The sequence below is a fragment of the Actinophytocola algeriensis genome (assembly GCF_014203735.1).
Taxonomy (GTDB): Bacteria; Actinomycetota; Actinomycetes; order Mycobacteriales; family Pseudonocardiaceae; genus Actinophytocola; species Actinophytocola algeriensis.
In genome coordinates this window covers 352,859-379,236 of sequence record NZ_JACHJQ010000002.1, presented here as the reverse complement: position 1 = coordinate 379,236, position 26,378 = coordinate 352,859, and the positions used below count along the sequence as shown (strand labels likewise).

General features: G+C 71.6%; 21 protein-coding genes and 1 pseudogene. 15 read left to right on the top strand and 7 right to left on the bottom strand.

The genetic code is table 11. The annotated features are described in order from the left end of the window. Positions 1-59 precede the first annotated feature (59 nt). Positions 60-2,273: a DUF6351 family protein gene (locus tag FHR82_RS07995; protein ID WP_184809649.1), complete on the top strand. Its 2,214-nt coding sequence runs from the start codon at positions 60-62 to the stop codon at positions 2,271-2,273. Positions 2,274-2,308: 35 nt separating this feature from the next. Beyond that, a complete protein-coding gene (locus tag FHR82_RS07990) occupies positions 2,309-2,695 on the top strand; it encodes a hypothetical protein (protein ID WP_184809648.1) in 387 nt (128 codons plus the stop codon). A 967-nt stretch (positions 2,696-3,662) separates the two neighbouring features. On the opposite strand, the gene FHR82_RS07985 is transcribed toward FHR82_RS07990, so the two are convergent. Beyond that, positions 3,663-4,388, bottom strand: coding sequence for an SDR family NAD(P)-dependent oxidoreductase (locus FHR82_RS07985; protein ID WP_184809647.1), 726 nt, complete (start codon positions 4,386-4,388; stop codon positions 3,663-3,665). Then, a complete protein-coding gene (locus FHR82_RS07980; RefSeq protein WP_184809646.1) occupies positions 4,385-5,173 on the bottom strand; it encodes an alpha/beta fold hydrolase in 789 nt (262 codons plus the stop codon). The genes FHR82_RS07985 and FHR82_RS07980 overlap by 4 nt, the downstream gene beginning before the upstream one ends. Positions 5,174-5,262: 89 nt before the next feature. On the opposite strand from FHR82_RS07980, the gene FHR82_RS07975 reads away from it, so the two are divergent. Beyond that, positions 5,263-6,588: an aminotransferase-like domain-containing protein gene (locus FHR82_RS07975; RefSeq protein WP_311770950.1), complete on the top strand. Its 1,326-nt coding sequence runs from the start codon at positions 5,263-5,265 to the stop codon at positions 6,586-6,588. Here the strand turns inward: FHR82_RS07975 and FHR82_RS07970 are convergent. Further along, positions 6,585-7,040 carry a hypothetical protein gene (locus FHR82_RS07970; RefSeq protein WP_184809644.1) on the bottom strand — a complete coding sequence of 152 codons (456 nt, stop codon included), beginning with the start codon at positions 7,038-7,040 and terminating at the stop codon, positions 6,585-6,587. The two genes, FHR82_RS07975 and FHR82_RS07970, sit on opposite strands and share 4 nt — an antisense overlap. Positions 7,041-7,195: 155 nt before the next feature. On the opposite strand from FHR82_RS07970, the gene FHR82_RS07965 reads away from it, so the two are divergent. The 5 genes from FHR82_RS07965 (at position 7,196) to FHR82_RS07945 (ending at position 13,578) form a co-directional block, all read left to right on the top strand. After that, complete coding sequence (locus tag FHR82_RS07965) at positions 7,196-9,514, top strand: WD40/YVTN/BNR-like repeat-containing protein (protein ID WP_221463564.1); 2,319 nt, start codon at positions 7,196-7,198, stop codon at positions 9,512-9,514. 71 nt (positions 9,515-9,585) lie between these two features. Next, entirely contained in the window at positions 9,586-10,362 is a 777-nt protein-coding gene (locus tag FHR82_RS07960) for a carbohydrate ABC transporter permease (RefSeq protein ID WP_221463563.1), read from the top strand. A 137-nt stretch (positions 10,363-10,499) separates the two neighbouring features. Then, positions 10,500-11,735 carry an ABC transporter substrate-binding protein gene (locus tag FHR82_RS07955; RefSeq protein WP_221463562.1) on the top strand — a complete coding sequence of 412 codons (1,236 nt, stop codon included), beginning with the start codon at positions 10,500-10,502 and terminating at the stop codon, positions 11,733-11,735. Further along, on the top strand, positions 11,732-12,715 hold the full coding sequence (locus FHR82_RS07950) for an ABC transporter ATP-binding protein (RefSeq protein ID WP_184809641.1): 984 nt from the start codon (positions 11,732-11,734) through the stop codon (positions 12,713-12,715). The genes FHR82_RS07955 and FHR82_RS07950 overlap by 4 nt, the downstream gene beginning before the upstream one ends. Continuing rightward, positions 12,712-13,578 carry a carbohydrate ABC transporter permease gene (locus FHR82_RS07945; RefSeq protein ID WP_221463561.1) on the top strand — a complete coding sequence of 289 codons (867 nt, stop codon included), beginning with the start codon at positions 12,712-12,714 and terminating at the stop codon, positions 13,576-13,578. Before FHR82_RS07950 ends, FHR82_RS07945 begins: the two co-directional genes overlap by 4 nt. A gap of 4 nt (positions 13,579-13,582) precedes the next feature. Here the strand turns inward: FHR82_RS07945 and FHR82_RS07940 are convergent, their stop codons facing one another. Next, a complete protein-coding gene (locus FHR82_RS07940) occupies positions 13,583-14,713 on the bottom strand; it encodes an FUSC family protein (protein ID WP_184809639.1) in 1,131 nt (376 codons plus the stop codon). A gap of 300 nt (positions 14,714-15,013) precedes the next feature. Between FHR82_RS07940 and FHR82_RS07935 the strand changes: the two genes are divergently transcribed. Next, positions 15,014-15,157: a hypothetical protein gene (locus FHR82_RS07935; RefSeq protein WP_184809638.1), complete on the top strand. Its 144-nt coding sequence runs from the start codon at positions 15,014-15,016 to the stop codon at positions 15,155-15,157. Here the strand turns inward: FHR82_RS07935 and FHR82_RS07930 are convergent. Then, positions 15,145-18,225, bottom strand: a complete 3,081-nt coding sequence (locus tag FHR82_RS07930; RefSeq protein ID WP_184809637.1) for an amidohydrolase family protein — start codon at positions 18,223-18,225, stop codon at positions 15,145-15,147. The two genes, FHR82_RS07935 and FHR82_RS07930, sit on opposite strands and share 13 nt — an antisense overlap. 323 nt (positions 18,226-18,548) lie before the next feature. After that, positions 18,549-19,301: a helix-turn-helix domain-containing protein gene (locus tag FHR82_RS07925; RefSeq protein WP_184809636.1), complete on the bottom strand. Its 753-nt coding sequence runs from the start codon at positions 19,299-19,301 to the stop codon at positions 18,549-18,551. Between the two features lie 11 nt (positions 19,302-19,312). On the opposite strand from FHR82_RS07925, the gene FHR82_RS07920 reads away from it, so the two are divergent. Beyond that, complete coding sequence (locus FHR82_RS07920) at positions 19,313-20,335, top strand: pyridoxamine 5'-phosphate oxidase family protein (RefSeq protein WP_184809635.1); 1,023 nt, start codon at positions 19,313-19,315, stop codon at positions 20,333-20,335. A 55-nt stretch (positions 20,336-20,390) separates the two neighbouring features. Here FHR82_RS07920 and FHR82_RS07915 read toward each other — a convergent pair whose 3' ends face one another. Next, positions 20,391-20,831: a winged helix-turn-helix transcriptional regulator gene (locus FHR82_RS07915; protein ID WP_184809634.1), complete on the bottom strand. Its 441-nt coding sequence runs from the start codon at positions 20,829-20,831 to the stop codon at positions 20,391-20,393. Positions 20,832-20,907: 76 nt separating this feature from the next. On the opposite strand from FHR82_RS07915, the gene FHR82_RS07910 reads away from it, so the two are divergent. From FHR82_RS07910 to FHR82_RS07895, 5 genes and pseudogenes are all read left to right on the top strand, one after another. Beyond that, positions 20,908-22,278: an MFS transporter gene (locus FHR82_RS07910; RefSeq protein WP_225943814.1), complete on the top strand. Its 1,371-nt coding sequence runs from the start codon at positions 20,908-20,910 to the stop codon at positions 22,276-22,278. Between the two features lie 73 nt (positions 22,279-22,351). Beyond that, complete coding sequence (locus FHR82_RS07905; protein WP_184809633.1) at positions 22,352-23,194, top strand: SAM-dependent methyltransferase; 843 nt, start codon at positions 22,352-22,354, stop codon at positions 23,192-23,194. Between the two features lie 93 nt (positions 23,195-23,287). Continuing rightward, a pseudogene (locus tag FHR82_RS45770) lies at positions 23,288-23,977 on the top strand (transglycosylase domain-containing protein); the annotation flags it as partial. 686 nt (positions 23,978-24,663) lie between these two features. After that, positions 24,664-25,338, top strand: coding sequence for a penicillin-binding transpeptidase domain-containing protein (locus FHR82_RS45765; RefSeq protein WP_311770949.1), 675 nt, complete (start codon positions 24,664-24,666; stop codon positions 25,336-25,338). A 247-nt stretch (positions 25,339-25,585) separates the two neighbouring features. Then, on the top strand, positions 25,586-26,371 hold the full coding sequence (locus tag FHR82_RS07895; RefSeq protein ID WP_184809632.1) for an IclR family transcriptional regulator: 786 nt from the start codon (positions 25,586-25,588) through the stop codon (positions 26,369-26,371). Positions 26,372-26,378 lie beyond the last annotated feature (7 nt).

Sequence of the window (26,378 nt, the reverse complement as noted above, 5' to 3'; positions counted from 1 at the left end):
CCTAACGTTGCTGGGCCACCCACACCTGGGAGAACGCAATGGGGCGTCGAATCACTGTCGTGGCGGCGGTTGTCGCCTGTCTTGCTGCTGGGACGGCTGTCGCTGACAGCACCCCTGACCGCCACGGCGGGCTGCGGCTCGAGACCTTGTCCGGGCCTGCGCGGTACGTCAGCGGCGGCGAGGCCCGCGTGCGGGTGGTGGTCCCGAAGTCCGTGCCGCTCGACGCCGCGACCGTCCGGGTCAACGGGACCGACGTCACCGACGACTTCGTGCCCGACGACCAGGCGCCGCACGCGCTCGAAGGGGTCGTCGACGACCTGCCGCTCGGCGCGAGCACCGTCACCGCCTCCACAAAGCGGGACCGGGCCAGCCTTCGCCTGGTCAACCACCCCGTCACCGGGCCGATGTTCTCCGGGCCGCAGCAGCCGGACTTCTTCTGCTCGACCCCCGCGCACCTCGCCGGGTTCGACCTCGCCGGGCCGTTCCTCGACGACGACTGCTCACTCGCCACGAAGGCCAGCCACTACTACCGGACCACCGGCGGCACGTGGCAGCCCTACGACCCCGCCGCGCCCCGGCCCTCGGACATGAGCACGACCCCGTCCGGCGTCGACTTCGTGATCCGCTGGGAACGTGGCACCATCAACCGGTTCGTCTACACGATCGCGGTGCTCGACCCCGGCGCGACCGGGCCCGGCACGTTGCCGCACTGGAACCGCAAGCTCATCTACTACTTCGGCGGTGGCGTCGGCGTCGGCCACTACCAGGGGTCGAACAACCAGAGCGAGTCCCGCTACGTCCACGGGCTGGGCGCCGGGTACGCGGTCGCCTGGTCCACCGGCACCAAGACCAGCACGCACTACAACCTCATCCTGGGCGGCGAGACCGCGATGATGGTCAAGTCGCGGTTCGTCACCGAGTACGGCGACCCGGTGTACACAGTCGGGCTCGGTGGTTCCGGCGGCGGCATCCAGCAGTACGTGTACGGCCAGAACCACCGCGGGTTGCTCGACGGCGCGATCCCGCAGTACTCCTACCCGGACATGGTCACCCAGACCATCCACGTCGGCGACTGTGAGCTGCTCGAACGCTGGATGGACCAGAAGGTCCTCGCCGACCCGACGTCGAAGTGGCGGCAGTGGACCAACCGTCCGCTGCTCGAAGGCCTCGCCGCCTCCGACACGGTGGCGAACCCGTACGCACAGTTCACGCCGTGGCTCGCCGCCCCGGGGTCGAGCGAGTGCATCAACGGGTGGCGCGGCCTGTCGCCGCTCGCCCTGAACCCCAAGTACGGCACCGCGCCCGGCATCACGCCGGAACAGCAGGCAGCCGTCGAGTGGACCCACTGGAACGACGTGGTCAACGTGTACGGCCGCGACCCGCTGACCGGCTACGCGCGGTCCACCTGGGACAACATCGGCGTCCAGTACGGGCTGAAAGCACTGGTGGACGGGAAGATCACGCCCGCCGAGTTCCTCGACCTGAACGCGGACGTCGGCGGCTGGAAGCAACCACAGGACGCGGTGCAGGAGGGCTGCCCGTTCGTCACGCAGGCCTGTCCGTCCGATGTGGACGTCTGGAGCCTGCGGAACGTCAACCCGCCGGACGCGAACGGGGTGCGGCCGCGCACCGAGGGCAACGTCGAGGCCATGCGTGCCGCCTACCGGTCCGGTCTCGTGTTCGACGGCGAGATCGACATCCCGGTCATCGACTGGCGGCACTACCTCGACGCCGAACTGGACATGCACAACGCGCGGCAGTCCTTCGCGTCCCGCCAGCGCATGCTCGACGCGAAGGGCAACGCGGCGAACCAGGTCGTGTGGTTCACCGACGCCCGCCCGGCGAGCGCGTTCGACCAGACCCCGATGGCGCTCGCCGTGATGGACGAGTGGCTGGGGAACCTGCGGGTCCACCCGTCGCGCGGGGTCGCGGGCAACAAGCCTGCCGAGGCCGTCGACAGCTGCTTCGCGACCGACGGCACGCTGCTGTACCGCGGCAGGGACGCGTGGCGCGGCATCCTCGACCGCGGCCCGGCCGGCCAGTGCACGCAACGGTTCCCGATCAACGGCACGTCCCGCACGGTCGCGGGCGGCCCGTTCGACGAGCAGCACTTCAAGTGCGCGCTGCAGCCGGTGGGCAAGGCCATCGACCGCGGCCTGTACGGGTCGTGGCGTCCCAACGCGGCGGAGAGGACCAGGCTGGCGCAGATCTTCCCGACCGGGGTCTGCGACTACCGCGGGCCGGACGTCGGCAGGCCGCTTTCACCGCGGTGAAAGCGGCCTGAAAGCGCGTCCGCCAGGATGCCGCGGTGGCATTTCTTCGGGTACTTCGTGTCTTCTTCGTCGTGGCCGGACTCGGCCTGGCCGCGTTGGGCCTGATCATGGGGGCTGTGTTCGGCGGGACCGGGACGACGGGCGGACACGTCGTCGCGAGGTGGTGGTGCGAGCCGGAGGGCGACCGCGTCGAATGCCAGACCAACGACGCCAACTACGCCGGACCGCGCGGCGTGATCGACGGCTTGACCTGGCTCGGCTACTCGATCGGTGGGGTCGCGCTCATCGGCGCCGCCGTCGCACTCGGCCAGTTCGACCGGCCTCGGCAGGCGACCGGGCCCGGTCCGCAGCAGCAGTACGCGGCGGCGTCCTCCGGCCCCGGCCAGCAGCCGCAGGGCGGGCGACCGCCAGGCAACTGGTGACCTGCTAGAGCTGTGTCCGCATACGTTGGCCGGGTCGGGTCACAGGCGCGTTGGCGGCATCGCTGATGCCGCGAAAGGCGCTTTCAGGGCATTGGGTGCCCTAACGCGCCTTTCGCAGCACCAGCCGTGCCGGTAACGCGCCTTTTCGCGGCAGAAACGTCGGGGAACGCGGCCGGAACAACAGCACGATCATCGCTGCTCCGAACTGGAGTGCCCCGCCACGCTTTTCAGGGCACTCAGCCTGGATCCACTGATCGTCGAGCCGTCTGTTCTTGCCTCGTGGCCGCGCCGGGCCTGGTCAGGCCCGCTGCGCGGGCAGCGGGCGCGCAGCGCCCGCACCCCATCCGCAGGAGGCCCAGAAAAGACGCTTTCGGGACAGCTGCGATGCCACGAAAGGACCCCTTCGTTGCGCTCACCGTGATGAAGGACCCCTTCGTAACGCCCGGTGTGATGAAGGGCCCCTTCGTTGTGCTCAACGTGATGAAGGGCCCCTTCATGACATCGGTCCGCGTCCTGAAAGTGCCTTTCACGGCATGGAGGCCAACCGAGCGCGGGGCGGAAGCCGGCCACAAGGGGCTCCCTGCCATCCCGTCGACCTGGCGAAGCCCGATCACACCGGATCAAGGGGGCACCAACAACCAAAACCGGCAGCAAACGCTGGAACCGCCCCCTTGAGCCAGTGTGATAGCCCGTAGGGAGGTCGACGGGATGGCAGGCAGACCCGCACCCAACGCAACCAAACAACCCCAAGCCATCCCAGAGACCTGCCCCTCTGGCGAGGAGCCCCCGGAGGGCACACCCATCCGCCGAAGACACCCCAACACCAACCAACAGCCGAAATCCATCGGTGGATCCAGGCTCAACGCCCCGAAAGCGTCCTTCAGGACAGCTCGGCAAACCTCAACACACCATTCCGCCGGCCCAGCCAACGCACCCACGGAGCCGGCAACGTCGGGTGGACACAGCACTAGCCGCGGTGCACCTGGAACGGTCCGGCTGACTGGGCGACCGGCATCAGCTCGATCGTGTTCACGTTGACGTGCGGCGGTTGTGCGGCGACCCAGTGCACGGTCCCGGCGATGTCGTCGGCCGTCAACGCCCGCATGCCGTCGTACACCGCGGCCGCCCGGTCGGTGTCGCCGCCGAACCGCACGAGGGAGAACTCGGTGCCCTCGCACATGCCCGGCTCGACGCACGTCACCCGCACGCCGGTGCCGTGCAGGTCGCTGCGCAGGTTCAGGCTGAACTGCCGCACGAACGCCTTCGTCGCGCCGTAGGTGTTGCCACCCGGGTAGGGGTAGGTGCCCGCCACCGAACCCAGGTTGATCACGTGACCTCGGCCGCGCGCCACCATGCCCGGCAGGACCGCGCGCGTGCAGTGCACGAGACCGCGGCAGTTGGTGTCGAGCATGTCGTCCCAGTCGGTGAGGTCGGCGCGTTGCGCGGGTTCGAGACCCTTCGCGAGACCCGCGTTGTTGACGAGCACGTCGATCGCGGGCAGCGCGCCGATCGTCTCCCGCACGGCGTCGGCGTCCCGCACGTCGAGCGCGACCGGCCGGATGCGCTCCCCGGCGGGAATGCGCTCGACGCGGCGCGCGGCGGCGATGACGGTCGTCCCGTCGGCCGCGAACCGGCGGGCGATCGCCGCGCCGAAGCCGCTGCTGGCGCCGGTCACCAACACGGTCGGGCTCATCGGACACGCCCCAGCAGGGCCTCGAGCGCCGCGTCGAAGTCGGCGGGGCGTTCCAGGTTCGGCAGGTGCGCGGCGCCGTCGACGACCACGAGTGTCGAGCCGGGGATGCGGTCGTGCAGGTACTCGGCGTCCGCGACCGGGGTGAACGCGTCGTCGCTGCCCACGACCACCAGCGTCGGGACCGCGATCGTCTCGAGCACGGGGGTGTAGTCAGGGCGTTCCGCCCGGCCGCGCAGGGCCGCCGCCGCGCCTTCCGGCGGTGCCGAGTGCATCATCCGCGCCACGTACTCGGCGGCCTCCGGGTTGCGGCGCGCCACCATCTTCCAGCGCACTTCCTCCGCGTACCCGGCCATGCCCTCCCGCACGAGGCGGTCCGCCATGTCGTGCCGCGCCGCGCGGCCGGCCAGGGTCTCGGCCTGCGCGAACGTGTCCGCGAGCAGCAGTCCGCGGATCCGGTCCGGGAACCGCCGCACGCACTCGAGCACGATCTGCCCGCCCATCGACAGCCCGCCGAGCACGAACTGCGCGACGCCGAGGTGGTCGGCCAGCGCGGCGATGTCCGCCGCGAACGTCGACAGCGGCGTCACCCCCGGCACGACGGTCGACTCGCCATAACCCCGCAGGTCGGCGGCGAGCACGCGCCAGCCGAGGGCGCGGGCGTGGTCGACCTGTGGTCGCCACATGGAGCGGTCGAAGGGGTGGCCGTGCACGAGGACGAGCACGTTCTCGCCGGTGCCCTCGTCGTCGTAGCCGATGGTGATGCCGTTGACGGCAGCGTGACTCATGTGTGTGTTCCTCCCTTGCCGTACCGAGGCTATTCGGTGCACTATGTCGGTGCAATGGAAACAATGCTCTCGGTGCAATGTGGGGAAGTGTGGACGACTACCGCCTGATCGCCGACCAGGTCGCCGACGACATCGCCGCGGGCCGGCTGCGTGCGGGGGAGCAGCTCCCGCCGCAGCGCAGGTTCGCGCGCCACCACGGCATCGCCGCGTCGACGGCCGCCCGCGTGTACGGCGAGCTGGTTCGCCGCGGCCTCGCGGTGGGGGAGGTGGGCCGGGGCACGTTCGTGCGCGCGGCGGCCCCCGGCCCGGAACCGGCACTGGCCGAACCGGCGACGGCACGGGTCGACCTGGAGCTGAACTTCCCGGTGCTGCCGGACCAGGCGGAGCTGCTGTCGGCGAGCCTGGCGCGGCTGCTGCGCCCGGACGTGCTGGCGGACACCCTGCGGCCGTCCACAGTGGATGGCACGCCGGTCGCGCGCGCGGCGGCCGCGAGGTTGCTGGCGCGCACCGGCTGGGCACCGGAGCCGGACCGGATCCTGTTCGCGGGCAACGGAAGGCAGGCCATCGCGGCCGCGATCGCCGCGCTGGTGCCGGTGGGCGGCAGGCTCGGTGTCGAGGCCATGACGTACCCGGTGGTGAAGGCGGTGGCCGCCAGGCTGGGCGTCACCCTGGTCCCGCTGGAGCTGGACGAGCACGGCCTGCTGCCGTCGGGGGTGCGGGAGGCGCAGGTCCGCGCGGTGTACCTCCAGCCGACACTGCACAACCCACTGGGCACCACGATGCCCTCGGAGCGGCGCGCCGAGCTGGCGGCGGTGCTGGCAGCACGTGACCTCCCGGCGATCGAGGACGGCATCTACACCTTCCTGCGCGACGAACTGCCCCCGCTGGCCGCGTACGCGCCGGACCACGTGACGCTGGTGGACAGCATGTCGAAGCGGATCGCCCCGGGCCTGAGCCTGGGCTACCTGGTCCCGCCCCCGGCGACCGCCGACGCGGTGGCGGGCGCGATCCGCTCGGGCGGCTGGGCGGCGACGGGGTTCGCGCTGGCCGCGGCCACCCAGTGCACGGCCGACGGCACGGCGGAGACCATCGCGACCGCGAAACGCGCCGACGCGGCGTCCCGCCAGCGCCTGGTGGCCGACCGGCTCGCGGGCTTCACCGTCCACGCCGACCCGGGCGCGTTCCACTGCTGGTGGGAGCTGCCGGACTCGTGGCGCGCGGAGATGTTCGTCGCCGCCGCGGCACGGCACGGCATCGCGGTCACCCCGGCGGCGGCGTTCGCGGTGGGCCGGAGCCGGGCGCCCAACGCGGTCCGCCTGGCGCTGTCCGCCCCGCCACCCGAGGTGCTCGCGTCCACGTTGGACACCCTGGCGAAGCTCGCAGGCAAGCGCCCGGAAGACACCACGGTGGATTAGCTGGGCTGGGCGGGGCCAGTCGTCGTGGGCACCATGCTCGGGTCGACGAGGACGAGGTCGATGGTCCACTGGCCTTCGCAGTCGCCGCGCCGGACGAGTGCCTGCCCCGCGGCGTACGTCCCCGCGGTGAAGAAGACCTCGGCCTCGAAGCCCTCGTTGTCCATCCCAGCAGGACGGTAGCCCGCGGCCGTCACCGCGTCCTGGATCAGCACCGTGACCTCGTCGAGTGGCTTCGCCGTGACGGCCTGGACGGTGATGTGGCCGTCCGTGCTCACGACGTGCGTGACCGTGCCGATCCGCTCGAACGACAGCCCCTCGGGCATGAGCTCGGTCTCGGCCGCGGGTGCGGCAGCCGGTTCCGGGCACGCCGCGGCGTCGCCCCCGCCCGAGCAACCCACCGTGACGAGCAGCGACGCCGCCACCACGGACAGTGCGAGCCCACGTCCGATCATGGCGCAACTCTAGGCAGGACTGGGAAACAGGGAAAACAGCGGCCGTTCGGAGGCAGACGAATCGGACTTCCGCAGTGTTACCGTGACCCGGGGCACGGCTCACCCGAACCGGGAGGAAACGCGTGGCAATGCGCAAAAAGAGACCTGTCCCCGTTGTGGCCGCGACACTCGTGGTCCTCCTGGGCGCCAGTGCCGCTTCCGGCACCGAACCGGAGCGCGACGCCGCGGCGACACCCGCGGGGCAGGCGACCGCCAACCCGTTGGGTGCCGAGGAGTGGATGTACCTCCAGCGCGCCAACCCGGACGGCTCCATCCCGGACGCCGCCGTCGCCGAGGCGATCGCGCAGTCCGACCAGATGGGCACGGCGGCCATGGGCTCGCCGAGCACCGACCAGGTGTGGGCCGAACTGGGCCCGAGCAACATCGGCGGCCGCATCCGCGACGTCGCCGCCGACCCGACGACCAGGAACGTCGTCTACATCGCCACCGGCACCGGTGGGCTCTGGCGCAGCGATGACGCCGGCGCCACGTTCGAGTCCGCTTGGGACGACCAGCTGCCCCAGTCGATGGGCGCGGTCGCGGTGGACTCGCGGGGCGTGGTCTGGGCAGGCACCGGCGAGCCCGACCACGGTGGCGGCTCCGCCTACTACGGCAGGGGCGTCTACAAGTCTTCCGATGATGGCGCGACGTGGACCAACATGGGTCTGGTCACCGGCGACACCATCGGCCAGGTCGTGATCGACCCGCGTGACGACGACCGGGTGTTCGTCGCCGTCATGGGCGCGCTGCACGACACCGAGCCGACCCGCGGCCTGTTCATGACCGAGAACGGCGGCGACACCTGGACCCGCGTCCTCGTCCCGGGCAGCACCGCCACCGGCGCGATCGACGTGACCATCAACAAGAACAACCCGGACATCATGCTCGCCACCACGTGGGACAAGATCCGGGACGAGAAGTCACGCATCTACGGCAAGAACTCGTACCTGTACCGCTCCACCGACGGCGGCCGCACGTGGGCGAACATCCACATGGCGCCGCTCCCGCAGAGCGTCGACATCGAGGGGCAGCCGGTCACGGCGACCTACGTCGGCCGCATGGGCGTCGACTTCAGCGACAGCGACCCCAACCGCGCCTACCTCATCTCCAGCACCGCGGGCGGCAACTTCAACGGGTTCTTCACGAGCACCGACGCGGGCGCCACCTGGACCCCGGTCGGCCCCACCAGCGGCGGCACCCTGCAGAGCATCAGCGGCGGGTTCGCCTGGTGGTTCGGCCGCGTGTACGTCGACCCGGTGGACCCGATGCACGTGTTCGCCGCGGGCGTCAGCCTCGCGGAGAGCCGCGACGGCGGCCTCACGTGGGTCACCTCGCAGACCCCGCACGCCGACCAGCACGGCCTCGAGTGGGACCCCTTCACGCCGGGCAAGGTGTACCTGGGCAACGACGGCGGCTTCTACTGGTCGAACCAGAACGGCGCCGCGCGGGGGCTGTGGGCCAAGACACCGCACCTCGCCGTGACGCAGTTCTACGCCATGGACGTGTCGGTCCAGGACGGTGCGCGGGTCAACGCGGGCTCCCAGGACAACGGCTCGCTGAAGTCGTGGGCGAATGACAACACGGTCAACGGCGACTGGTTCGGCTTCGTCGGCGGCGACGGGATGATGAACCGCATCGACCCGACGAACGACCGCAAGTACTACGGCTGCTCGCAGAACGGTGGCTGCCGCGGCTTCGTCGACGGCGCGGGCTTCTCGATGACGATCCCCGGTGCGCGCAAGAACTGGGTGGCGCCGCTCGAGTTCGCGGCCGACCCGCGGATCATGTTCGGTGGCAGCGAGTTCGTGAACCGGATCAACACCGATCCCGGTCAGCGCGTGTGGCAGCGGATCAGCCCGGACCTCACCGAGGGCACCGAGCCCCGCGCACCCGGTTTCGGGACCGTCACGGCGATCGGCACCAGCCCGGCCGACCCGGACCTGGTGTACGCGGGCACCGACAGCGGCCTGGTGTGGGTCAGCCGCAACGCGATGGCCGCGCCCGAGGAGGTGACCTGGGAGAAGCTGGAGAGCCCGGTCTTCCCCGGCCGCTGGGTCACCCGCATCACCGTCGATCCCGACAACGCGAAGGTGGCGTGGGCGACCTTCTCCGGCTGGCGTTCCGGTGACCCGTACCCGCACCTCGTCATGACCACCGACGGTGGCAGCACCTGGAAGGACATCGCGGGCAAGCGCATCCCGCAGGCGCCGATCAACGACGTCATCCGCCACCCGGAGAAGCGGAACTGGCTGTTCATCGCCACCGACGTCGGCGTCTTCCGCACCACCAACCTCGGGAAGACGTGGATCAAGGTGGGGGCGAACCTGCCGCTGGTGCCGGTCAACGACATCGACCTGCCCGACGGCAGCGACACGCTCTACGCCGCGACCTACGGGCGCAGCATCTGGACGACCTCGCTCGCCGACGCGGGCTGACGGGCGCTCCGCTGGCCCGGCACGACACCACCCGACCACCCCGACGGACCACCACCTGGTGGACCGTCGGGGTGATCGTGCTGTCCGCCGTCTTCCTCGCGCCGCTCGCGGTCATGGTGCTGGGTTCGCTGCAGCGCCCGCTGCAGCCGCCGCCCAACGGGCTCGACCTGTGGCCCGATCCGGTCGAGTGGACGAACTTCGCGACGGTGCCGCGGTTCATGCCGCTCGGCAGGCTGCTGCTGAACTCGCTGCTGCTCGTCGTCGTCGCGGTTCCGGTCACCGTGGTCGTGACGTCGATGGCCGGGCTCGCGATCGTCACCGCCCGCGGCGTGCTGCGCCGGTGGCTCCTCGGCGTGTCGGTGCTCATGCTGCTCGTGCCCGCCGCCGCGCTGTGGGTGCCGAGGGTCGTGCTGCTGCGCGGTGCCGGCCTCGCGGACACGCCGTTCACGGTCGCCCTGCTCGCGCTCGCCGGCACGACACCGTTCTACGTGCTGCTGTTCGCACTGGCCTACTCCCGCATACCCTCGGCACTGCTCGAGGCCGCCACGCTGGAGGGCCTGAGCCCGTTCGCCGTGTGGCGGCGGATCGCACTGCCGCTGGTCCGGCCGGCGGCGGTCGCGGTCGCGGCACTGTCCGGGCTGTACTACTGGTCCACGTTCATGGATCCGCTGACCCTCGTGTCGTCGCCGGGCAACTGGCCGGTGGCGCTGGGGTTGCGGAACCTCAGTGAGATGGAGGCCGCGCTGTACCCGATCTACCTCGCCGCCGCGGTGCTCGTGACAGCGCCCGCGCTGCTCGCGTTCGGCATCGCCCAACGGTCGTTCTTCTCCTCGGTGGAGCGATCATGAGACACACAGTGCCCGATGGTTCGCGTCGCTCCTCCACTAGCACGCTGTCTTCCCTCCTCGCGTGCTCGGCGCTCGTCCCTCGCGCCTGCGCGCGCTCGTCAGTCCGGACAGCGCACGCTCCGTCGCTCCTGCTCACATTGCTCGCGATCCCCGTGCTCCTCGTGCTGAGCGCCTGCTCCGACGGCGCAGGCGCGGATGAGGGGAGCCCGACCGCGCCGATCACCGTGCAGGTCGGGGCCGACCCGGAGGAGGCCGCCGTCTACCGCAGCCTCGTGTCCGCCTACGAGGAGGCCGGTGGCGGCGAGGTCGAACTCGTCCCGGTGAGCCGCGACGACCACCTCACCCGGCTCTCCACCGCGTTCGCGTCCGGCGACGCGCCGGACGTCTTCCTGATCAACTACCGCGAGTACGCGCCGTTCGTGCAGCGCGGCGCCGTGCGGCCGATCGGCCCGCTGCTCGCGGACGCGGGCGTCGACACGGCCGACTACTACGAGGAGCCGTTGCGGGCGTTCACCTACGACGGTGCGCTGCAGTGCATGCCGCAGAACATCTCCTCGCTCGTCGTCTACTGGAACCGCGCGCTGTTCACGCAGGCGGGCGTGCCGGCCCCGAAGGCGGACTGGTCGTGGGCCGACTTCGTGGCGACGGCCGGGGCCCTGACGCGGGACGGGGTGAAGGGGGTCGGCATCGACCCGTCGATCGTCCGCATGGCCCCGTTGGTCTGGAGCAACGGCGGCACCATCGTCGACGACGACGCGGCCCCGACCCGCACCACCCTCCACGAGCCCGGCGCTCGCGCCGCACTGCAGTCCGTTGTGGACCTCATCGGCAGCGGCGCGACCCCGGACAAGGAGCAGCTCGCCGCGCAGGGACTGCCCGAGCAGTTCATGACGGGGAAGGTCGCGATGTTCCTCAGCTCGCGGGTGGAAGTCCCGGCGTTGCGGGAGCAGCGCGGCCTGGACTTCGACGTCGCGGGCCTGCCGGTCATGGGTGAGCCGGTGTCGGTGCTGCACTCCGACGCCTACTGCGTGGCGAGTGGGTCGGAGAACGCCGCCGCCGCGGCGAAGTTCGTCGCCTACGCCGTCGGGCAGCAGGGGCAGACGCTCACCGCGCTCGGCGGTCGCACGGTGCCGTCGCTGCGTTCCGTGGCGACGTCGCCCGCGTTCCTCAGTCCGGCCCGCGCGCCCGCGTCGTCGCAGGTGTTCCTCGACGCCATCCCGCACCTGCGGCACACGCCGGTGACGCCGTCGTGGCCGGAGGTCGAGGACGTGATCGGCACCCAGCTGGAACGGGCCTTCGAGGACGGCGTGCCGCTCGACGAGGTCCTCGCGGAGATCCGGAAGCAGGCCGATCCGTTGCTGCAGAGCCGATGAGTGTTGTCGTCGAGGGCGCGCGGAAGGAGTTCCGGGCTCGTCGCGGGGCCCGGGTGATGGCCCTCGACGGGGTGGACCTCGAGGCGAAGCCCGGTGAGCTGCTCGTCATCGTCGGGCCGTCCGGGTCCGGGAAGTCGACGCTGCTGCGGGTGATCGCCGGACTGGAGCCGCTCGACGCAGGCCGTGTCCTGATCGACGACCGCGACGTCACCGGCGTGCCCGCCGGGCGGCGGGACGTGGCCCTCGTGTTCCAGGAGGCCGCGTTGTTCCCGCACCTGGGGGTCGCCGCGAACATCGGGATCGGGGAACGGGCCAGGGGAACGCGGCGGCGCGATGTCGAGTCCCGCGTCCGCGAGGTGGCGCGCGTGCTCGACATCGAGCCGCTCCTGACCCGGATGCCGACCGAGCTGAGCGGTGGGGAGCGGCAGCGGGTGGCGCTCGCGCGCGCCATGATCCGGTCGCCCCGGGTGTGCCTGCTCGACGAGCCGCTCGCGTCGGTCGACACCGAGCTGCGGCTGCGGATGCGCGGCGAGATCCGTGCGGTGCAACGGTCCCTCGGCGTGCCGATGGTGCACGTGACCCACGACCAGGTCGAGGCGATGGCGATGGGGGACCGGGTGGCGGTCATGGCGCAGGGCCGGGTGCTGCAGTGCGACATCCCGGCCGAGGTCTACGCCCGGCCAGCGACGACGGCCGTGGCGCGGACCTTCGGCCCGCTGCCGATGAACCTGCTGCCCGCCGTCGACGGGGTGGTCACCGGGGTGCGGCCGGAACGGGTGCGGGTGAACCGTTCCGGGGCGGGCCGCGCCGGAACGGTGGCGGCGGTCGAACCCGCCGGTGAGGAGTGCCTGGTCCGGGTGGACGACGTGCTCGCGCGAGTGCCGATGGCCGACGCCCCGCACCCGGGGGAACAGGTCGTGGTCACGTGGCGGCCCGAGGACGAGCACCACTTCGACGCCGAGACGGGTGCGCGCCGGTGAGGAGGTGGCCGCTCGCGGCGCCCTACCTCGCGGGGTCGGCGCTGCTGGTCCTCGTCCCGCTGGGGTTGGCGGCCGCGTTGGCGTTCACCGACTACTTCGGTTTCCGGGCCCCGGAGTTCACCGGCGCCGACAACCTCACGCGCCTGGCGGCGGACGGCACGTTCTGGGACGCCGTCGGCATCAGCGCGTTCGTCGCCGCGGTGGTCGTGCCGCTGCGGCTGCTGCTCGCGGTCGGCGCCGCACTGCTGCTGGCCCGGCGCCGCGGCGCGCGGACGGCGGTCGGCCGGGCCGCGGCGTACCTGCCGTCGGTCATCCCGGACGCGGCGTGGGCGCTGCTGTGGCTGTGGATCCTCAACCCGTTGTACGGCCCGTTGCCCGCACTGCTCGGCGTGCTCGGTGTCCCCGACCCGGGTTTCCTGACGACGCCGTGGGGAGCACGGCTCGGCCTGGTACTCGTCATGACGTTCCAGGTGGGCGAGGCGTTCGTCGTCGCCCTGGCCGCCCGGCTCGCGATCCCAGCCCGCCTCCACGAGGCGATCGAGGTCGAGGGCGGCTCCCCGTGGTTCGCGATGACGCGGGTGACGCTGCCGCTGATGGCGCCGATCGTCCTCGTCCTCGCGGTGCGGGACATGGTCGTCGTGGTCCAGAACGCGTTCGTGCCCACCCTGCTGGTGACCGACGGCGGCCCGGCCAACGCGACCCTCACCGCGCCCCTGCTGATCTACCGCCGCGCGTTCGAGTACGGCGAGCTGGGCTACGCGAGCACGTTGTCGGTGACGTTGCTCGTGCTCACCGGTATCGCGGCCGCCCTGCCGCTGTGGCTCGCCGCCCGCCTCGCCGCGCACCAGCGAGCCCGCACCTGACGGCTCACGCCCGGCGGCGTCGTCTCCTCATCATGCGGCGCACGGCTTGCCGCTGCCGGTCGGTCAGCGGGGGAGGGCGCCAGGTCTCCTCCGGTTGCCGGGCAGCGGCCTCGACCTCCACCCGCAGGCGGTCCACCGCGGCCATCAAGGCGCCGTGTTGTTGCCAGGCGGCCTCGTCGGCGTGCGGGTCGACCATCAGCAGCGTGCTCAGGCGGTTGCGCTTGCGTTCCAGGTCCGCGAGTGCCACCTCGCCTCCCTCGGTGGCCGTCGTGACCGCGGCCGCGGCGGCGCCCAGGAAGTCGGCGAGCGCGGTCCGGACCTCGGTGGGGTAGGCGTCGGCCTGCTCCTCCTCGGGCACGAAGTACGTGCGGTCCAGCAGGGCCCGGCACACCTCGCGCAGCGAGAGCTGGAACCGTTCGAGACCGGTCAGTGCGGTGCGCAGCCGGGGCTGTTCCCGTCTGGTCGAGGCGGCGCGTGGATTGAGCCGGGCGCCTGCCTCCGCGCGGCCGAGGACCCGGTCGGCGCGGGCCACGTCGGCGTTGAGGGTCCGCGCTTCGGTCAGCCAGTGGTCCGCGTCCTGGCGGGACCAGCTCGCGCGGAGCCCGCCGGCGAGGTCGCGGCTGAACCCGGCGATCCGCTCGGACAGCTCACGCACCGCGTCCCCGGCGGGCCGCAGGTACAACGGCGGCGCGATCGCGAGGTTGACGAGAATCCCCACGGCGGCACCGACGAGCGTCTCGTACACGCGGCTGTCGGCGACGTCCCGGTCCCCGCCGACGGCGAGCACGAGCATCGCGCTGATCGGCATCTCCAGCAGCTGCGGCCCCAGTCGCAACAACCGCCCCACGACCAGCGACACGGCCACGACGCCACCGAGACTCCACCAGCTCAGCCCGACCACCGCCGCCACGCCGACGGCCACCAGCACACCGGCGAGCACGCTCGCCACCCGCTGCAGGCTCTCGCGGACCGTGTCGTACATGGTCACCTGGATGACCAGCAGCGCGGTCAGCGGCGCGAGCACCGGTGCGTCGCTCGTACCGATCCAGTCGGCCACCACGAACGACAACACCGCCGCGAGGGTCGTCTTCGCCGTCCGCAGCCCGGGCACACGCCGGACCCGCACACGCACCACCGCCCGAGCCTACGACGGGGCCGCCCACCCCACCCACCGAGCGAAACCGGACCCGCGCGGGACATAACGGGCAGGCACCGGCCGTCGACCTTCCCCGCATGGCATTCCGCACGCGCCTGCCGTCGGCCCGTCGCTCCACGGTTGCGGTGCGCATGTCGCGCCGCGCGGGGTGATCGTCGGCGGTGGGTACCGCGCCGACGGTCCCGGGCGACTCGGCGTCTGGCTTTCCCACGATCAGCGGACTTCGGCATCCGGGCCGCACGGCCGGTGCCGGGCCGCCCGTCCATCGTGGACGGCGCGATGCGGACCGGGTTCAGCGAGGCGTGGCGGACCGAACGCGGGATCGCGTTGCACGGCAACGACGCCGCGCGTGAGGAGGCCGTCGAGGACCTTCTCGAGCGGCGCGACCGCGCCCTCGCCAAGCTCCCGGTTCAGCAGCAGTAGCGGTGTGCCCACTCCGGTTCGTGCCACCAGAACGTGTCGTCGTGGCGGTGGACGGCCGGAGGTGCGGTCGTCACCTGTGCGGGGACCGGTGCGGGCGTGGCGAACGGGGTCAGCAGCTCGTCCACCGTGTGCAGCTTGCCGCCCTTCATCACCATCCGCACGGCCGCCGCGGCGCGGATGTCCGTCAGCGGATCACCCGACACGAACGACAGGTCCGCCTGCGCGCCCCTGCGGATCTCGCCCAGGTCGCCTGCCTGGCCCAGCCACCGGGCCGGGTTGCGGGTAGCCGTGGTCAGGGCCTCGTACGGGGTGAAGCCGAACCTGACCTTCGCGCGCAGGTTGGCGTGCAGGGACACCGCCGGGTTGTCCAGTGGCGCGTCGGTGCCCGCGATCACGAAGCCGCCGCCGCGGTGGATGCGGAGGACCATGTCCACGTTCGCGGCCAGCAGCGCCAGGGTCGTCGCGTTCGCCGGCGTCTGGGCCGCGTCCGCCTTCGCCACGTACTGGGCGTACTCCCAGGACGGGAACAGCGTCCTGGTGCGGGGGTCCTCGACCAGCGCGCGGTCGTTGTCGTAGATGGCCGACGAGTTGAACAGGGTCGGGGTGATCGACATGCCGGACCGCACGAACAGCCGCACCGCGTCCTCGTACGCCCGGCCAAGCCGCGACACGGTGTGTGAGTAGCCGAGCCGGTTCGTCGCGCCCGTGTGTTCCATGCCGTCCATGCCGATGCGCTCGGCCGGGTACAGGTAGTGCGACGACAGCGGCATCCCCGCGCGGTGCGCCGCCGCGATCACCCGGCGCTGGGCGGACACCGGCAGGCGCACGTAGGTCTTCACCATGTCGTAGCCCAGCGCCCGCGCGCGCTCCAGCTCGAGCGCCAGCTGTGCCACCGACCGGGTCGGGCGCATGAAGTTGTAGTACACGCGCGACCCGTCGACGGCCTCGCCGGTGCCGAAGTAGCGCGGGCCCACCCGGTCTCCCGACTCCAGGGCCTCCCGGGTTTCCGTGTACTGGTAAGCGGGATCGCCAGGAGACCGGGTGGTCGTGATGCCGTACGACAGCCACAGCCTGCCCTGCCGGTCGCCCCACTGCCTGCCGCGCAGGTGCCAGTGCACGTGCGCGTCGATCAGGCCCGGCATCACCGTCAGCTCCGACGCGTCCACCGTAGGCGGTGCTGCCGGGCGGGAACCAGCTGGCAGCACCGCCTCGACCTTGCCGTCCGCCAGCACGATGTCGACCGACCGGCGCAGGCGCGGCGAGCTGCCGTCCCACAGCGCACCCGCGCGCACCACGTCGTGCCGCCGCACGCGCGCCGGGCGGTACCGCAGCGACAGCGGGATCTCCCGGACACCCCTGCCGGACACCCCGACCGACCGCAGCGCCCCGTTGTGCAGGTACAGCAACCGGTCCGGGCCCAGCCACGACAGCGAGTCCGTCACCTCGTGGGTCACCTGTCGCGCGGTGCCCGTGAAGCGGCCGCGCGCGTCGACCGGCACCACCCACGCGCACGACTCGACCACGAACGCCAGGTGCCGCCCGTCCGGCGACCACACCGGACCGTCGTCGCCGCGGGTCGCGATCGACGCGTGCGGCATCGGTTCGGTGTACGTGAGCGTGCCCGTGCCGAGGTCGACCGTCAGCACCTGGCTCGTGCCCTCGCGGAACCGCCGCGAGTACGGCTTCACCGCCGCCAGCGCGAGGGTCCGGCCGTCCGGTGACCACGTAGGCCTGCCCGGCATGAACAACGTCGGTGTCACCTGTGCCGCCGCGCCCGACGCCAGGTCCACCACCCACACCACGCCGTCCTGGTCGCAGTACGCGATCCGGCCGCCGTCGGGGGAGAACCGCGGCGCGGTCTGCGCGCCCGCGAGGCCGGTGACCCGCCGCTCCTCGCCGGTCGCGAGGTCACGCAGCCACAGGTCCGCGTCACCCGCACGGTCCGACGCGTACACGATCGAGCGACCGTCGGGTGCGAAGTCGGGGTCGGACGCGAAGTAACCGTCGGACACCAGCCGTTCCGGCACCGGGTCGCCGATCCTCAGCAGCCACAACGCGTTCAGCGCGCGGAACGCCACCTGCCGCCCGTCCGGTGACGCGACCGGCGAGGCGATGCCGAGCACCCGCTGCTCCCGCGTCGAGTCCAGGTCGCGGACCTTCCGGTGGTAGTCCGGCCGGGGGACGACCGGCACCGCCGCGGTGAACGCCACGACCGTCGTGACACCGTCGAGCGTGCGGCGCTTGAGGTGGCCGTCCGCGGTGTGCAGCAGCTCGGTCGGCGACAGCCACGACGGCGCGAACCCGAACACGTCCTCGCCCTGCTCGCTGACCACGCGGTCGCCGACGACCAGTTCGGCGGTCGCGCCCGCGATCCGGACGTAGGCGAGCGTGCCGCCGGGGGAGAACGACGGGCCGTACAGCGACGCCCCGGCCGGCGCGGTGACCACGCGGGACGTCGTGCCGGTGGCCAGGTCGAGCACGTCGATGGCCGTGCTGTCGACGGTGTACGCGAGGCGGCGCCCGTCCGGCGACCACGCGGGCATCGCCTCCTCCGCCGCGGTGTCGGTGCGTGCGGTGACCGCACCCGTCGCCACGTCGAGCGTGTACACGCCGTAGCTCCCGCCGAGGTCCGACGAGAACGCGATCGTGGCGCCGTCCGGCGAGAACTTCGGCTCGCGGTGGTCGTAGGGGCCGCTCGTCAGCCTGCGGAGACCGCCGCCGTCGGGCCGCACCGTGTACAGGTGGTAGTTGCCGTCGCGGTACGCCTGGAACACCAGCGTCCGCCCGTCCGGTGACCAGGCGGGCTGGGTCGCGTCGGTGTCGTCTCCGGTCAGCCGGGTGGCCGTGCCGCCGCCGACCGGCACCGTCCAGATCGCGGTCACCAGGTCGAACGCGACGTGTTCGCCGTCCGGCGACACCTGTGCGGAGATGTTGGTGCCCTGGCCGAGCCCGACCGCACCACCCTGTTCCGCCGCCGATGTCGCCGTCGCGGCGCTGCCGTGCAGGACCGTGGCGCCGGCGATCACACCGGCGCCACGGAGTACGTCCCTGCGCGTCACCTCGTGCATGTGCCCTCCCCGAAGAGCTGCTGCTGGTACGCAACCGGGATTCTTCACTGGTTGGCGATCAACTGCCAGGTCTGCGCGCCGGGAACGTGGTGCCGGTGTTGCGCGGCTGCGGGTAGCGGTTGCCGGACTCGAACTGGTGTCGAACGAGACGAACGTGGCGGCCGCGGCCGTGCTGACCACCGCCCCGGCCACTCGCCTTTCGGGTGTCCACACCGGACTGTTGCGCCGCGGTCTTCGGCGCCGCGGGCACCCGGCCCGCGCTCTCGCCGGTGATCGTGCGGCGGGGACGTGTCGACCGTGACCGAACCGCTCGCGGCGTTCTGTCATCCCGTCCGGTACACGCCGGGGTGGTGACCGGTGACGCGGTGGAAGGTCTCGGCGAAGGCGCCGGGTTTGCGGTAGCCAACCGCGCGGGCCGTGGCGCCGACCGAGGCACCGCCCGCGAGGTGGGTCAGCGCCGCCCGGATCCGGACGAGGGTCCGCCACCGCGCGAACGTCATGCCGGTCTCGGCCGCGAACAGGCGGGTGACGGTCCGGACGCCGGTGTTGGTGGCATGTGCCCACGCCGTGAGGTCCCGCTGGTCGGCCGGGTCGGCGAGGAGCGCGTCGGCGATGGCCCTGATCCGGTCGTCGGTCGGCAGTGGCACGTGGAACGTCGTGCTGGGCACGGGATCGAGCAGGCTGAGGAGCAGCGGGACGGCGAGCGGGTCCGGGTGCCGGTCGAGGTGTATGACCAGTTCCCGGATCAGCGGTGTGACCAGGAGGCCGGTCGGTTCCGGCCACGTGCGGGAGGGCTCGTCCCTGGCGACGATGACGGCGTAGCCGCGGCCGGGGCGGCGCACCTCGGTCGTGTGGGGGAGGCGGGCGGGGATCCAGAGCGCGTGGGTCGGCGGCACGAGCCAGTCGCGGGTGCCGGTGCGCACGGACACCGTTGCCGTGGCCGACCAGGCGATCAGGTGGTCGGGGTGCGTGTGCTGCCCGGTGGCGAGGCCGGGTTCGAGGTCCGTCTCGATCGAGATCAGCGGGTTGGCCGGTTCGCGGTCATCGTTGGCCACCTGCCGCGTTCTGGTCGGCATACGTTGACCCTATGCGCAAGGTGACGACGGTGGCGGCCGTCGAGGCGATGATCGGCACCCCGCCCGCGATGGTCCTGCGGAAGGCGACCGGCGCGTTCGACGACGGCTGCCGTGCCGTGCTGGCGCACGCGTCCGTCGCCGGGTTCGGGTTCCGCGACCGGGACGGCGTGCCGCACACCACGGTCGTCGGCGGGGCGCCGGGTTTCGCCACCGTGGCGACACCGACCCGGCTGTCGTTCGACCTGCCGAACCTCTCGCCACTGCCGTCCGGTGGTGCGTCGCTGGTGTTCTTCCTGCCGGGGATCGGCGAGTCGTTGCGCGTCAGCGGCTCGGCCGACGTTTCCGGTGCCCGCGTCACGCTCGACCTCCACGAGACGTGGGTGCACTGCGGGCGGTGCGTCCTGCGGTCCGGCCTGTGGCGCGCGGCGCACGGCTCGCGCGGTGAGTCCGGTGGGACGCTCACCGGGTTCCTGGCCGCGTCGCCGTTCGTCCTGGTGTCGTCGTGGGACGGCGACGGCCGTGGCACCACGAGTCCCCGGGGCGACCAGGCCGGGTTCGTGCGCGTCCTCGACGAGCACACCCTGGCGATCCCGGACCGCAGGGGCAACAAGCGCGCCGACACGTTTCGCAACCTCATGACGTGCGACGAGGTCTCGCTCGCGGCACTGGTCCCCGGCCGCGCCGACGTCCTCCACGTGGGCGGCACGGCGTACGTCAGCGACGACCCCGCGCTCCTGTCGACCATGGCCCTCAAGGGAAAGCCACCGCACGCGGCACTGGTCATCCACGTCGACCGGGCCGAGGTGCGAGCGAACGAGGCGGTGGCGACGTCGCGGATGTGGGACCGGTCCGCACACGTCGATCCCGCGCGGGCACCGGACCTGATGGCGGTCGGGGCGCGGCACCTCGCGGGCAACGAGGCGACCGCGTCCGTGACCCGGCTGGTGGCCAGGGGGCTCGCGGGAGCACCGGGACTGGCACGCCGCGCGATCGACGCGGGCTACCGGAAGGAACTGCGGGACGAGGGGTACTGATCGGCGCCGCCGGTTCCTTTGGCTGGGTCTGCGCGACCCGGACCACCGGCTGACGTCACTGCCCCAGCAGTTCGCGTTCCTTCGCGGTGCGTTCGTCGTAGGCGGCGCGGGCGGCGGCGATGGCCGTCTGGTGCTCCTCGGTCCACGTGACCAGCGCCTTGATCGTCTCGTGGAGCGTGCAGCCCATGTCGGTCAGCTCGTAGTCCACGCGGGGCGGCACCACCGGGTAGGCCTTGCGCTTGACCAGGCCGTCGCGCTCCAGCTGGCGCAGGGTCACCGTCAGCATGCGCTGGCTGATGCCCTCGACCTCCTTGCGCAGCTCGGAGAACCGCAGCGACCGACGCTCCAGCAGCGCGATCACGAGCAGCGACCACTTGTCCGCGATGCGGTCGAGGATCTGCCGCACCTCGCAGTCCGCGCGGGAGTGCCACTGCCAGACGTCGAAGTCCTCCGTTCCCTCGCAGTAACCAGGTTCTTGCGAAGTGCCTTCTTCCACAGTTCCCAATAGTGACCCAGGATGAGGTTCATAACAAGAGAGAACCGAGTTCTGTTTGGTAACCAAGGAGTGGTGAATGGAGAAGATGAGCGGCCGCGCACGGGCCGTCTTGTTCGTGCTGTGCGGCTCGATCTTCCTGGAGGGCGTCGACGTCTCCATGCTGGGCATGGCCCTGCCCGCGATCCGGGCCGACCTGGGCATGTCGACCGCCGCGCTGCAGTGGGTGGTGTCCGCCTACGTGCTGGGCTACGGCGGGTTCATGCTGCTGGGCGGGCGTGCCGCCGACCTGCTCGGCCGCCGCCGGATGTTCGTGTTCTGGCTCGCGGTGTTCCTCGCCTTCTCGGGGCTGGGCGGGTTCGCCACCGACGGCTGGGTGCTGATCCTCGCCCGGTTCGTCACCGGTTTCGCCGCCGCGTTCATGACGCCGGCTGGCCTGTCGTTGATCACCACGACCTTCCCGGAGGGACCGCAGCGCAACCAGGCGCTGCTCTGGTATGCGGGCACCGCGGCGGGCGGGTTCTCGCTCGGCCTCGTCGTCGGCGGCCTGCTCACCGCGCTCGGGTGGCGGTGGGTGTTCTTCGCACCCGTGTTGCTGGCGGCGCTCATCCTGGTCATGGCGATCCGGCTGGTGCCTGCCGACGTGCCGGTGGCCGGGCCGCGCCGGTTCGACGTCGCCGGTGCGCTCAGCCTGACCACCGGCATGGTGGTGCTCGTGTACACGGTGGTGCGCGTGCCGGAGGTGCCCGTGCGCGCCAGTGCGGTGACCGGGGCGCTGAGCGTGCTGCTGCTGGTCACGTTCGTGCTGGTCGAGCGGCGGTCGTCCGCTCCACTGGTGCGGCTGGGCATCCTGCGCCACACGGCGCTGGTCCGGGCCAACGTCGCCACCGTGCTGTTCGCAGGCGCGTTCGTCAGCTTCCAGTTCATCACCGTGCTGTACCTGCAGGAGGTGCGTGGCTGGTCGGCCATCGAGACCGGGCTGGCGCTGCTGGTGGTGGCGATCGACGCGGTACTCGCGCCCACGGTGACGCCGAAGCTCGTCGAGCGGTGGGGCAACCCGCCGGTGATCGTGGCGGGTGTGGCCGCCGCGGTGGTCGGCTACGCGTTGTTCCTGTCGATCCCGGCCGACGCGTCCTACTGGTCGGCGATGTTCCCGACGATGGTGTTGCTGGGGCTGGCTTTCACGCTGGTCTACGGCCCGCTGACGATCATCGCGACGGACGGTGTCGCCGACGCGGAACAGGGGCTCGCGAGCGGGCTGTGGAACACCTCGTTCCAGTTCGGCGCCGCGATCGGCCTCGCGGTGGCGACGTCGCTGTCGGTCGCCGCGCACGGCCTGCCCGGTCTCCACGACGCGTTCGTCGTGCCGGTGGCCGCGGCGGCGCTCGCGTTGGTGGTGACGGCGACCGGGTTGCGCAGGCGGCCCGCCGCGGTCCCGGCGCCGGTGTGATCTTGGAGGACCCGGCGGTCGTAAGCTGCCTGCTGGGTCCTCCCACCACCGCACACGGAACGGAGCAGGTTCCATGAGCCCCAAGCCGCCCACGAACGTCCGGGACGTCGACCTCGAGAAGCCCAACGCCGCTCGGATGTACGACTACTACCTCGGCGGGTCGCACAACTTCGAGTCCGACCGTGAGCTCGCCGCGCAGGTCGAGCAGGTGGCGCCGTTCGTCAAGGACATCGCGCGGATCAACCGCGCGTGGCTGCGGCGGGTGGTGGACCACCTGATGGCGCAGGGGATCCGCCAGTTCCTCGACCTCGGGTCCGGCATCCCGACCGCGGGCAACGTGCACGAGCAGGCGCAGCGGCAGGACCCGGCGACGCGGGTCGTGTACGTCGACTACGAGGCCGTCGCCGTGCACCACAGCTTCGAACTGCTGAAGGACAACGAGAACGCGACCGTGGTGTGGGCCGACGTCCGCAACCCGAGGACGGTGCTCGAGCACGAGGAGACGCGGCGGCTGATCGACTTCACCCAGCCGGTCGGCCTGCTGTGCGCCGGGCTGCTGCTGTTCATCGGCGACGAGTACGGCCCGGAGGGGCTGGTCGCCGCCTACCGGGACGCGTGCCCGGCGGGCAGCTACATCGCGATCTCGACGATGAGCCAGGACGAGGCCGACCCGGAGACCCGCGAGCGGCTCGCCGGCCTGCTGAAGCTGTACGAGATGGCCGACGAGCGGATCTACCCGCGCGACAAGGAGACCATCGCGTCCTGGTTCGCGGGCACGGACCTGGTCGACCCCGGTCTCGTGCTGTTGCACCAGTGGCGTCCGGACCGCGCGGCGGACGGCAGCCTCGCCTGGCCGCGGCACGAGGAGTCGCCTGCCCGGTTGCTGGGTTACGGCGCCGTCGGCCGCCGCGCCTGATACACCGGGTTCTTTCAGCCCTGTCACACGATTCCCTCAGGTTCGCGGACCACCATCTCCTTGTCGGGAGTTCGGGGAACGGGGGAGGGGCGGATGCGGCGGGGAGTGCTGCGGCTGGCCGGGGGGATCGTGCTGGCCGGAGTGCTCCTCGCCGCGTTGCTGTCGCCGGTGGTGCTCGGCGGCGGGTTCGTGGCGGGGAAGGTGGCCGCGTCGGCCGCGCAGATCTCACCCGCGTCGCTCGCCGGGCAGACCCCCCTGGTCACGACCGTGACCGACCGGAACGGCACCCTGATCGCGACGATCTTCGACCAGTACCGGCTGCCGCTGCCGGCCGAGCAGGTGCCGGACACGTTGAAGGCCGCCATCGTGTCCGTCGAGGACCGCCACTTCTACACCGAGCACGGCATCGACCCGGCCGCCGTGGTCCGCGCGCTGCTCAACGACGTCGGCGGCGGGCCCACCGAGGGTGGGTCGACCATCACCCAGCAGCTGGTCAAAAACTACCTGATCGACGTCGTCGACCGGAACGATCCCGCCGCGCAGCAGGCGGACCGTGCCGACACGATCACCAGGAAGCTCCGGGAGGCGCGCTCGGCCGTCGAGCTGGACCGTACGACCGCCAAGCCCGACATTCTCGCCTCCTACCTCAACGTCGTCGAGTTCACCGGCCGGGTGTACGGGGCCGCGGCCGCCGCCCAGGCCTACTTCGGGGTGCCCGTCCCGAACCTGAACCTGCAGCAGGCCGCGCTGCTTGCCGGGATGGTCAACAATCCCACGTTGTTCGATCCCTATGGTCATCCGGATGCCGCTCTGAAGCGGCGCGACCAGGTGCTCGACGCGATGGTCGCCACCGGCTCGATCGACGAGTCCACCGGGGCGGCGGCCAAGAAGACCCCGCTCGGGGTGTTGCCCGACGGGCCGGACGTGCCTTCGAGCACGTGTGCCGGTGCCGCACCCGATGCCGGGTTCCTGTGTCAGTACGCGCTGAGTTACCTGGCGGCTTCCGGGTTGTCGGCGGACCGGATCGCCACCGGCGGCTACACGATTCGCACCACTCTTGATCCTGTGGTCAGTGCTGCCGCCAAGGACGCGGTGGTGGCGAACGTGCCCACCGCGCAGGACGGGGTCGCGAACACCTTCGCCGTGATCACGCCGGGGTCGGACCGGCATGAGGTGCTCGCGATGGTCGCCAACCGGAACCTCGGCACCGACGCTCGTGCCGGTGAGACGTCGGGGAACATCGTGGCCGACGTCAGTGATCCGTTCGGTGCCGGTTCGGTGTTCAAGATCTTCACCGCTGCCGCCGCCCTGTCGTCCGGGGACGCCCGGCTGGACACGTTGCTGCCGAACCCGGCTTCGTCCTGTTTCGCGTTGTCCGGTGGGCGTTGCCACACCGTGCACAACGATGGGCACTACCCGGATCCGATCACGCTCGCCGACGGCTCGCCACCTCGCCGAACACCGCTTTCGTGGGGCTGGAGACGAAGGTCGGGCTGCCTGCCGTGCTGGACATGGCGAAACGGCTGGGGTTGCGGTCGACGCTCGCGTCCGATGACGCGGGCGGCGCTCCTTCCCCGTCGTCGGACGATCCGCAACGGAACCAGCCGCAGTCGGAGTACTTCCGGGACAAGCCGTCGTTCACGTTGGGCAACAGCCCGGTGAGCCCGCTCGAACTGGCGAACGTGTCGGCGACGCTGCTGAGCGGGGGGACGTGGTGCCCGCCGGATCCGGTGTTCTCGGTGACGGACCGGTTCGGGCACGCGGTGCCGGTGTCTTCGCAGGCGTGTTCGCAGGTCGTGCCAAGCGGTCTCGCCGACACGTTGATGACCGGACTGGCCAAGGACACGATCGACGGCACCTCCGCGGCGCCCGCGCGTGCCGCGGGGTGGTCCCGGCCGGGAATCGGAAAGACCGGGACGACGCAGACCAGCGAGTCGGTCGCGTTCGTCGGTGGCGTGGACGGTTACGCGGTGTCGTCGCTGGTGTTCGCGGACGGTGCCGAGCCGGGGGAGTTGTGCCCAGGGCCGCCGGTCCACCTGGGCGACTGTGGCCATGGTGCCTTCGGTGGCACCGTTGCCGCGCCTCCGTACTTCGCTGCCATGTCCTCGGTTCTCGGTGGTCCTGCCGAACAGCCGGTGCCCTGACCAGCACAAGGCCGCCCGATCATGCCAAGCCACCGAAGATGCCAACCCGCAAGGCCATCCCGGAGACCTGCTCCGGCGAGGAGCCCCCGGAGGCAAAGCCCGTCCGGCGAGGACAAACCACACCATGCAGAACGTCCGGCGAGGACAACCCAACCCAACCCGGCCTTGGCCCGTTTGGCGGTAGTTCGGCTCCAGAACTGACTCTATCTTCGGTTCATATTGCAACCTGACTTGCAGAATGGTGCTCATGGCTGCCGATACTGGGAACAACCAGTCCGTGGAGCGGGCCGCGTCGTTGTTGCGGGCTCTTGCCGATGCCGGGCATACGCGGGTGCGGGCCTCGGACCTTGCCTCGGCTGCCGGGCTTGGTCTGTCCACCGCGACCCGGTTGCTCGCCACGCTCGAGTCGCTCGCCTTCGTGGAGCGGGACCCCGTCAGCTCGCTCTACCGCCTCGGGCCGCTCGCCTTGCGGGTCGGGGGTGCGGCGGCGAACCAGCAACCAGTCCACCGTGAGGCCCGGCAGGTCGTCCAGAACCTCGCCGCCCGGCTCGGGCTCGGGGTGAACGTGGCCCGTCGGCACGGGGACCGGCTGGTCTACCTCGTCAACGCCGAGGGGGAGCTGGCACCGCGGTCGTTCACGCTCCTCGGCCAGACCAATCCGCTGCACGCGACCGGGCTTGGCAAGTGTCTGCTGCTGGGCTGCACGGTCGACGAGCGGCGCGACCTGCTCGGTGAGCTGACCGCGTTCACCGCCAGGACCGTCACCAGCCTTTCCGTCCTGGAAGCGGAGCTCGAGGACGTTCGCGCCCGCGGCTACGCCATGGAGGTCGAGGAGCTGGCGCTCGGACGTGCCTGCGTCGCCGCGCCTGTCCGGGACCGGGACGGGGCCGTGGTCGCCGCGATCTCCGTTTCCGGGTCGCTGTCCGCGCTCGACCTGGCCAACCGCCGGGACGAGCTGGCCCAGGTGGTGATCGAGACCGCCGACACCGTCAGCACCGCGCTCGGCTACACCGCCACCGCACTGATGAACTGAATCTCCG

Bases quoted from the DNA above. Each gene is read 5' to 3' on its own strand.
- FHR82_RS07950 (WP_184809641.1), top strand. From the start codon at position 11,732: ATGAGTGTTGTCGTCGAGGGCGCGCGGAAGGAGTTCCGGGCTCGTCGC.
- FHR82_RS07910 (WP_225943814.1), top strand. From the start codon at position 20,908: ATGGAGAAGATGAGCGGCCGCGCACGGGCCGTCTTGTTCGTGCTGTGC.
- FHR82_RS07935 (WP_184809638.1), top strand. From the start codon at position 15,014: ATGCGGACCGGGTTCAGCGAGGCGTGGCGGACCGAACGCGGGATCGCG.
- FHR82_RS07925 (WP_184809636.1), bottom strand. From the start codon at position 19,301: ATGCCGACCAGAACGCGGCAGGTGGCCAACGATGACCGCGAACCGGCC.
- FHR82_RS07970 (WP_184809644.1), bottom strand. From the start codon at position 7,040: ATGATCGGACGTGGGCTCGCACTGTCCGTGGTGGCGGCGTCGCTGCTC.
- FHR82_RS07930 (WP_184809637.1), bottom strand. From the start codon at position 18,225: ATGCACGAGGTGACGCGCAGGGACGTACTCCGTGGCGCCGGTGTGATC.
- FHR82_RS07920 (WP_184809635.1), top strand. From the start codon at position 19,313: ATGCGCAAGGTGACGACGGTGGCGGCCGTCGAGGCGATGATCGGCACC.
- FHR82_RS07985 (WP_184809647.1), bottom strand. From the start codon at position 4,388: ATGAGCCCGACCGTGTTGGTGACCGGCGCCAGCAGCGGCTTCGGCGCG.
- FHR82_RS07980 (WP_184809646.1), bottom strand. From the start codon at position 5,173: ATGAGTCACGCTGCCGTCAACGGCATCACCATCGGCTACGACGACGAG.
- FHR82_RS07905 (WP_184809633.1), top strand. From the start codon at position 22,352: ATGAGCCCCAAGCCGCCCACGAACGTCCGGGACGTCGACCTCGAGAAG.
- FHR82_RS07895 (WP_184809632.1), top strand. From the start codon at position 25,586: ATGGCTGCCGATACTGGGAACAACCAGTCCGTGGAGCGGGCCGCGTCG.